This window comes from Mariniflexile sp., assembly GCF_052728615.1.
In genome coordinates, this window is the sequence record NZ_JBFVFE010000098.1 from 1 (window position 1) to 8,050 (window position 8,050).

8 protein-coding genes are annotated in these 8,050 nt (G+C 37.2%); all 8 read left to right on the forward strand.

The window, feature by feature from the left end; genetic code table 11:
- Positions 1 to 166 precede the first annotated feature (166 nt).
- The 8 genes from ACU1LP_RS18960 (at position 167) to ACU1LP_RS18995 (ending at position 7,898) form a co-directional block, all read left to right on the forward strand.
- Complete coding sequence (locus tag ACU1LP_RS18960; protein WP_445731720.1) at positions 167 to 1,720, forward strand: DEAD/DEAH box helicase; 1,554 nt, start codon at positions 167 to 169, stop codon at positions 1,718 to 1,720.
- 123 nt (positions 1,721 to 1,843) lie between these two features.
- The gene (locus tag ACU1LP_RS18965) at positions 1,844 to 2,962 is read left to right on the forward strand and encodes a DEAD/DEAH box helicase (protein WP_445734454.1); all 1,119 of its coding nucleotides are present in this window, start codon (positions 1,844 to 1,846) and stop codon (positions 2,960 to 2,962) included.
- A gap of 21 nt (positions 2,963 to 2,983) precedes the next feature.
- Positions 2,984 to 3,436: a cold-shock protein gene (locus ACU1LP_RS18970; protein WP_445731722.1), complete on the forward strand. Its 453-nt coding sequence runs from the start codon at positions 2,984 to 2,986 to the stop codon at positions 3,434 to 3,436.
- Positions 3,437 to 3,503: 67 nt separating this feature from the next.
- Positions 3,504 to 4,250 (forward strand): polyphosphate kinase 2, encoded by a 747-nt coding sequence (gene ppk2 / locus ACU1LP_RS18975; RefSeq protein WP_445734455.1) that lies wholly within the window; start codon positions 3,504 to 3,506, stop codon positions 4,248 to 4,250.
- Positions 4,251 to 4,258: 8 nt separating this feature from the next.
- On the forward strand, positions 4,259 to 5,173 hold the full coding sequence (locus tag ACU1LP_RS18980; RefSeq protein ID WP_445734456.1) for an EamA family transporter: 915 nt from the start codon (positions 4,259 to 4,261) through the stop codon (positions 5,171 to 5,173).
- Complete coding sequence (locus ACU1LP_RS18985; protein WP_445734457.1) at positions 5,163 to 6,014, forward strand: DMT family transporter; 852 nt, start codon at positions 5,163 to 5,165, stop codon at positions 6,012 to 6,014. Before ACU1LP_RS18980 ends, ACU1LP_RS18985 begins: the two co-directional genes overlap by 11 nt.
- 74 nt (positions 6,015 to 6,088) lie before the next feature.
- The gene (locus ACU1LP_RS18990; RefSeq protein ID WP_445734458.1) at positions 6,089 to 7,135 is read left to right on the forward strand and encodes a glycosyltransferase family 9 protein; all 1,047 of its coding nucleotides are present in this window, start codon (positions 6,089 to 6,091) and stop codon (positions 7,133 to 7,135) included.
- Between the two features lie 220 nt (positions 7,136 to 7,355).
- Positions 7,356 to 7,898, forward strand: a complete 543-nt coding sequence (locus tag ACU1LP_RS18995) for a DUF4251 domain-containing protein (protein ID WP_445731727.1) — start codon at positions 7,356 to 7,358, stop codon at positions 7,896 to 7,898.
- The last annotated feature ends 152 nt before the right edge of the window (positions 7,899 to 8,050 follow it).

Here is an 8,050-nt window from a genome sequence, read left to right on the forward strand (position 1 = left end):
AAGTGAAAAGTCTTTAAAGCACTGGTTTTACTGACTTTTCAACTTTCTTTTCAACATTCGCTTGCGGATTTAAGGATATATATAAAATTCATTTGAAATTTCATATCAAACATACTTCATAAACCCTTTAAAGGTGTTATTTTTGCACGTCATTAAAGTTACATGCATGTCCGTATCAAAATTAGAATTAGAAGACAGAAGGGTTGGAAAAGATTTATATAGTTACCAAAAAGGGGCTATCGATAAAATTTTTAAAGCTTTTGAAGAATCTCCTGATGACTATCATTTACTGTACCAGTTACCAACCGGTGGTGGAAAAACGGTTATCTTTTCTGAAATTGTAAGACAGTATTTGAAACACCACAAAAAGAAGGTGTTGGTAATGACGCATCGTATTGAGTTGTGCAAGCAAACTTCCAACATGCTTACTGAATTTGCCGTTGTAAACAAGGTTATTGACAGTAAAGCCGATTTAAGCGACCAAGGGAATTATAGCTGTTTTGTAGCCATGGTTGAAACCTTGAACAATAGGTTGACCGATGATAAATTGGATATTTCTGATATTGGTTTGGTTATTATTGACGAAGCGCATTACAATTCATTCACGAAACTGTTCAAGTTTTTTAGTCAGTCGTTTATTTTAGGGGTTACTGCAACGCCTTTAAGTTCGAGCATTGAATTACCAATGACCGATAATTACGATGAATTAATTGTTGGTGAAAGCATCGAATCTTTAATCAACAATGGATTTTTATCGCGTGCCGAAATGTTTAGCTATAATGTGGGTTTAACCTCGTTAGTGGTTGGAGCGAATGGTGATTACACAGTTAAATCATCAGAAGATTTATATACTGATAACGACATGCTAACCAAGTTGTTGCATGCTTATGAGGAACGTTCAAAAGGTAAAAAAACCTTGATATTCAATAACGGTATCAATACCTCACTGCATGTGTACGATACCTTTAGAAGGGCAGGTTACGCCATTGCGCATCTTGACAATACCAACACAAAAAAAGAACGCGCCTTGATATTGAAATGGTTTAAAAAAACACCGGGTGCTATTTTAACTTCGGTGAGTATTTTAACCACAGGTTTTGATGAACCTACCGTAGAAAGCATCATTTTAAACCGAGCTACCAAGTCGTTAACACTTTATTATCAAATGATTGGGCGTGGGTCTCGGATTCTAAAAGATAAAAATACCTTTAGCGTTATCGATTTGGGGAACAACTTTCACCGTTTTGGGCCTTGGGGCGATGATTTGGATTGGCAACGTATATTCAGGTCGCCCAATTATTACCTGGATTCTATTTTAGGTGATGACGAATTGGAAAGCAATTTTAGATATGAAATGCCCGATGAATTGCGAAAGGAGTTCTCAAAATCCAAAGACGTTTATTTCGATATTCAAAAAACCTATGTGGATTCCATTAGAAGTGGGGAAACTACCAAAGTGGTTTTAGAACGCTCCATTGAACAGCATGCGAAGATTTGTGTGGAAAATAGCGAAGATGTTTACGATGCTTTGGCATTGGCAAAAATGTTGGGTGATGATATTGATTTCAGAATTCAACGTTACACCAAATGCATCAGTAAAAGCACTTTTAACTTTGTGGAATGGTTGAAAGACGATTACCGGAAAAAATTAAACTCATATCTGCGTTCAAATTTTGATGATGTTTTTGAAAGTATCCATGGGTATCCACCGGAGGATTGATTTTTTTTGACACGTCCCGATAGCTATCGGGACGTGTCTCCTTTTTAATATTCCTCATTATAAACTATTCACTATTCATTATTCATTTAATAGGCGTACCTTTGCAAAATCGTAAAAATAAGTATGCCAACATTTTCAGAATTAGGGGTTCAAAAAGACTTTGTAAAAGCACTTAAAGAACTGGATATTAAAACCCCAACCGATATACAGGAAAAAACCATTCCTGTATTGTTACAATCTACTACCGATTTTATTGGATTAGCACAAACAGGCACTGGTAAAACCGCTGCTTATGGCTTGCCTATTCTTCAACATATCGATACAGCTTCAAACGATGTTCAAGCATTGATTTTAGCACCCACACGCGAATTGGTTCAGCAGATAAAAAAACAGCTTTTTAAATTCACGAAGTATTCCGAAGAAAAAATATTTGCAGAAGGTGTTTATGGTGGCGAAAAAATCGACAGACAAATTTCGGCTTTACGACGTACCACCCACATCATTATTGCAACACCGGGACGCTTATTGGATTTAATAGAACGTGGTGATGTAAACATACAAAACGTAAAAACCTTGGTGTTGGATGAAGCTGACGAGATGCTGAGCATGGGTTTTAAAGAGGATTTAAACAAAATATTAAAATACAATACCAGCAAACGACATACGTGGTTGTTTTCGGCGACTATGCCCGAGGAAATCCAGCGCATCATCAAAACCTATATGTCGCCCAACGCTGTTAAAGTGGAGGTAAATAAGGATGATTTGGTAAATGCCAATATTACACATCAGTATATTTCCACCAATATCAAAGAAAAATTTAATATCTTAGTAACATTGTTAGGTAGAAGGACAGGAGAACGCGGTATTATTTTTTGCAGAACAAAAGCCGGCACCAAAGATTTGACCGAAAAATTAATGGATGAAGGGTTTTCGGTAGGTGCGTTGGAAGGCGATATGCAACAAAAGGAACGCGATAAAGTGATGCGGGCTTTTAAAAATGAAAATTTGCAGATATTGATTTCTACCGATGTATCGGCAAGAGGCATTGATGTAAACAACTTAGCATTCGTTATCCATCACCAACTGCCTGAACAATTGGAATATTACACGCATAGAAGCGGAAGAACTGCCCGGGCAGGAAAAAAAGGGAACTCCATAGCATTGATAATCCCCGGAGAATTACAAAAAATACACGATATCCAAAAAGCATTGAATATCCAAATAAAAGAAATAATCATATAACTAAACCCGTTAACATAAACAATGGCAAAATCGCAAGTCACATTTAACAAAATTGAAAAAGAGAAGAAACGCTTAAAGAAACGAGAAGAAAAGCAGAAGAAAAAAGACGCTCGTAAAGCAGAGGCAAAAGAAAACCCACAAGGGATTCAATTTGCTTATGTGGACTATAATGGAAATTTAACCGATACCCCGCCAGACCCAACCATGAAGGTTAAAGTGGAGGCAGAAAGTATTGAGTTGGGGATTCCTAAAAAAGAAGATAGAGGTGAAGAGGAGCCAAAAGGCAAAGAAGGGAAAGTATCTTTTTTCGACACGTCAAAAGGATTCGGATTTATTCTGGACAGTATAAACCAAGAAAAATATTTTGTACACGTTAGTGGGCTATTGGAGCCTATTAAAGAAAACGACAACGTTACTTACGAACTGGAACGTGGTCAAAAAGGCATGAACGCTGTGCGTGTAAAAAAGATTTAACAAGTTTATAAAATTATTTTTACGGATTACCTACTTTCGCAAGTGGGCAATTTAAATGTTAAAATAAGTGGCATTACATCTCTTAGAACAGGACGAAGAATACATCAACCTGCAAACCGAACTTGTTTGGTTGCAGCAGCATGTAAAAGAAACCAACCAACGCATCCTTATTATATTTGAGGGCAGGGACACTGCCGGAAAAGGGGGTGCCATCATGCGATTCATCCGTTTTTTAAACCCAAGGCTTTTTAAAGTCGTAGCACTTTCCAAACCCACCGAAAAGGAGTCTGGGCAGTGGTATTTCCAACGTTATATTGAGCATTTGCCCGGACCCGGGGAAATCGTACTTTTTGATAGAAGTTGGTACAACCGTGCCGTGGTAGAACCCGTGATGGGGTTTTGTACAAAAAAACAATACAATTTATTTAATAAACAGGTAGTTTCCCTTGAAAGAATGTTGGTTCAAGATGGCATCCACTTGTTTAAATTTTGGTTTTCCATTGATGCCGAAGAACAGAAACGACGTTTGGAAGATCGTGTTCACAATCCCTTAAAACAATGGAAATTAAGCAGCGTTGATGTACAGGCACAATCCAAATGGGAAGAGTTTACGCATTTTAAGGAAGCCATGTTCCATAAAACGGCAAGACCCCATGCGCCTTGGATAGTGGTTAAAGGCAATGAACGCGATATAGCCAGAAAGGAAGTGATGCGCTACGTAGTGAATACTTTGCAATATGAAAAAAAAGGAAAAACAGGAGAGCGTTTGCATACAGACACTGCCATTGTAACCGAAATATTCAATAATCCCTAAATTTCTAGATGCGCATTCCTGGTAAAACCATTCTTATCATTCTCGCTTTTTTTGCTATTTATGTCATTTGGGGTTCTACCTATCTGCTCAATAAAATTGTAGTTACCGAAGTGGCACCGCTATACTTGGCATCCATTCGTTTTACAACAGCTTCCATATTCATATTTATTATTGCAAAGGCCATGAAACTCAATTTGGCTATAACCAGAAGGCAACTTTTGAATAATATTTTCGCTGGATTTTTATTCCTAGTATATGGCAACGGTGTTTTTGTATGGGCACTTAAATATGTTGACAGTGGTTTTGGAGCTTTGGAAGCATCCATACAACCACTGGTAATTTTAGCGATGATGCGTATGGTGGATGGCAAGAAAATCAAAAGAAAATCCATTATCGGCATATCCCTCGGTGTTATTGGCATGTACTTATTGGTAAGTCAAGATCAACTGGTATTCCAAGACGACAGTATCATTGGTATTATCATGATATTTACCTCCGTAATTAGCTGGAGTTGGGGTAGTTTATTTGTTGCCAGGGCAGAATTAGCTCCTCATTATTTTGTCAATACGGGTTTTCAAATGATAGTGTCCGGTATCATGCTCTTTATTATTAGTTTTCTATTGGGTGAAACCTGGTCATCTCCTTTAACGTGGAGCCCTTCAGCACAACTGTCCATGATCCTTCTTATTGTATTTGGAAGTGTGGTGGCATTTACGGCCTTTAATTTTTTACTAAAGGAAGTTTCTACCGAAAAGGTGTCCACTTCAGCGTACGTAAACCCCGTGATGGCTTTATTGTTGGGTTGGTATGTTTTGGATGAACAGATAACGGGACAATCCATAGTCGCTGCCGTTATTTTATTAACAGGTGTCTATTTTATAAATTCCAGACGCATCGTAAGACCGAGAATGAATGGACGTTAAAAATTCCATAAAGTACATGATTATAAGTGCTTTGGCATTTTCGGTCATGAATATCATCGTTAAGGAACTATCGGAAGTCAACAGCTATGAAATTGTTTTTTTTAGATCGCTCAGTTCGCTGTTTTTTACCTTTGGTTATTTAATTAAAAATAAAATCCCGATGGTAAGCAGCAATAATAAGCTTATGGTATTGCGTTCCTTGGCGGGTGCTTTTTCCATGTTGTTGTTTTTCATGTCCTTAAAATATCTCTCTGTAGGTACAGCGGTGTCGTTGCGTTATATTGCGCCTATTTTTGCGGCCATTTTTGCGGTTTTTTTACTGAAAGAAAAAATAAAAGCACTGCAATGGTTGTTTTTTGTTATTTCTTTTGTAGGGGTTATTGTGCTAAAAGGGCTCGATACACAAATAGATTCCTTCGGATTGATTTTGGTTTTATTGGCAGCGGTTTTAAGTGGCTTGGTATATATCATCATCAATAAGATTGGAAATTCTGAACATCCAGTGGTGGTGGTCAATTATTTTATGGTTGTTGCCACCGTTTTGGGCGGTGTGCTTTCCATACCGCATTGGGTAACACCAAAAGGCACGGAATGGCTCTACTTGTTCAGTCTGGGCGCCTTTGGGTATTACGGACAGTTGTACATGACGAAAGCTTTCCAAAACGCAGCAACCAATTTAATGGCGCCTTTAAAATACATTGAAGTGGTTTTTACGGTGATATTGGGTGCGGTATTGTTCAATGAAATATATACTTTTTGGAGCCTGTTGGGTATGGCGCTGATTATAAGTGGCCTGGTTTTGAATGTTTGGTACAAGAACCGGTTAAAGGAAAATATATAATTGGTATGGTATGGAATTTATTTGGCAGCTTAGGCTTCAATTTGTAATTTACACCACTTAAATTTTAACAATTCATGGGATTTAAAAAAAAGGTAAACAGTATCCGTAGAAAATTAATGCATGCCATTACCAAACGCATTGGAAGTTCGTATGCCGACCCAAAAATATATGCTGGCAAAAAAATAGAAATCAACAACATATTGATCATCAGGCCCAATCACCGATTAGGAAATCAACTGTTATTGACGCCATTGGTCCAGGAGGTTATCAATACCTTTCCAAACTGTAAGATAGATTTATTTGTAAAAGGGGGTGTGGCGCCCATCGTTTTTCAGAATTATCCACAGGTAAATAAAATAATCCAACTTCCAAAAAAACCCTTTAATGAACTGTTCAAATATGCCAAAGAGTGGATTTTCATTAAAAGAACCCGTTATGATATGGTAATCAATGGGGATAAAGATTCGTCTTCCGGTAGATTACTGACCCAACTAGCCAATGCGCCTTTTAAATTGTTTGGCGATGCCAATGAAAACGTTCAAAAGCAATATCCAGACCACGAGCATATTTCAAAATCTCCCATTTATAATTTACGGCATTATTTAACAAAATTAGGATTCCCGAAAAACGAAAGCCAAATACCTGTTTTGGATATTAAATTAAGCGCTTCGGAAATTGCCAACGGAAAAAAAATACTGGATACCATCATTAAAAACAACAAAAAAACCATTAGTATTTATACGAATGCCACAGGTGATAAATGTTATCCTGAAGATTGGTGGGAAACTTTTTATGCGCGATTGTTAAAGGAATATCCAGAATATAATATCATTGAAATGCTGCCCATTGAAAATATTTCCAAAATTTCATTTAAAGCACCAACGTTTTATAGTAAAGACGTTCGGGAAATGGGCACCATAATAAATAATACAGCGGTTTTTATTGCTGCCGATAATGGCGTGATGCATTTGGCAAGTGCCTCTTTAACGCCTACGGTAGGGTTCTTTTCGGTTACTAACCTAAATATGTATATGCCTTATGGAAATGCTAGTGTTGCCATCGATACCAATAGTACTAATATAGAGGATTGGATAGCGTCCATAAACACCATTTTAAAATAACGGGAATTGAATGAGGTTAAATTCATTTCATCTTATCAAGGAGAGAAAAAATCTAACTTACGGTTTTCTTTTTTTTTGTCCCGATGGATATCAGGAAGAATACCTTATGGGCTCTACTCGAGATCGTTTATCATTACAGCCACCAGACAATTTTTAACGTTTTATTATTACTCAAATTTGTTGACTTTTGGTAAATTGGAAATCCAAAAATATACTAAGAATGAAATTTTTATATTTTTTTATCGGGATTATAACCATAACGATGGTATCGTGTAAGTTACAAAAACCAGCTATAAACCAAGCGGATATGGAGGCTTTGGATGCTCTGGTAAAAAACCGCCAGTTTCGTATTGAATCCGATTGGGCAAATCCACAGGCTACATCCGCAATGCAACAGGTAGCCAATAGCGGACTTCTAGGACCCGGTAATACTGCGAATGGGATTAGTTTAATAGGAAACCAGAATTTTTTAACCGTATCAGGAGATAGTATCTCATCCTATTTACCCTATTTTGGCGAACGCCAAATGCAAGTAGCTTATGGAGGTCGCGATAGTGGCATTGAATTTAGCGGTGCCATGAAAAACTATAGCGCAGAGAAAAATAAAAATAACGGCTATACCATTACTTTTGAAGCAAAAAGCAATTCCGAAAACTTTAATGTCTATATTCAATTGGCACCAAACTTAAACAGCACCATCCGGCTTAATAGCGCCTCCCGGTTTCCTATATCCTATTCTGGAACCGTGGTTGCTATTGAATAGTTAATAAGTTATAGACTAGTATGAATAATATTTCAAAAGTTCAATTGTTGTAATTATTCGCCACCTGATAAAAACGGGTGTACGACAAATTTCCCATTACGCTGCATTTTGGCATAACTGTTTGATTCTATGGCCTTGCTTGCTTTTATAGA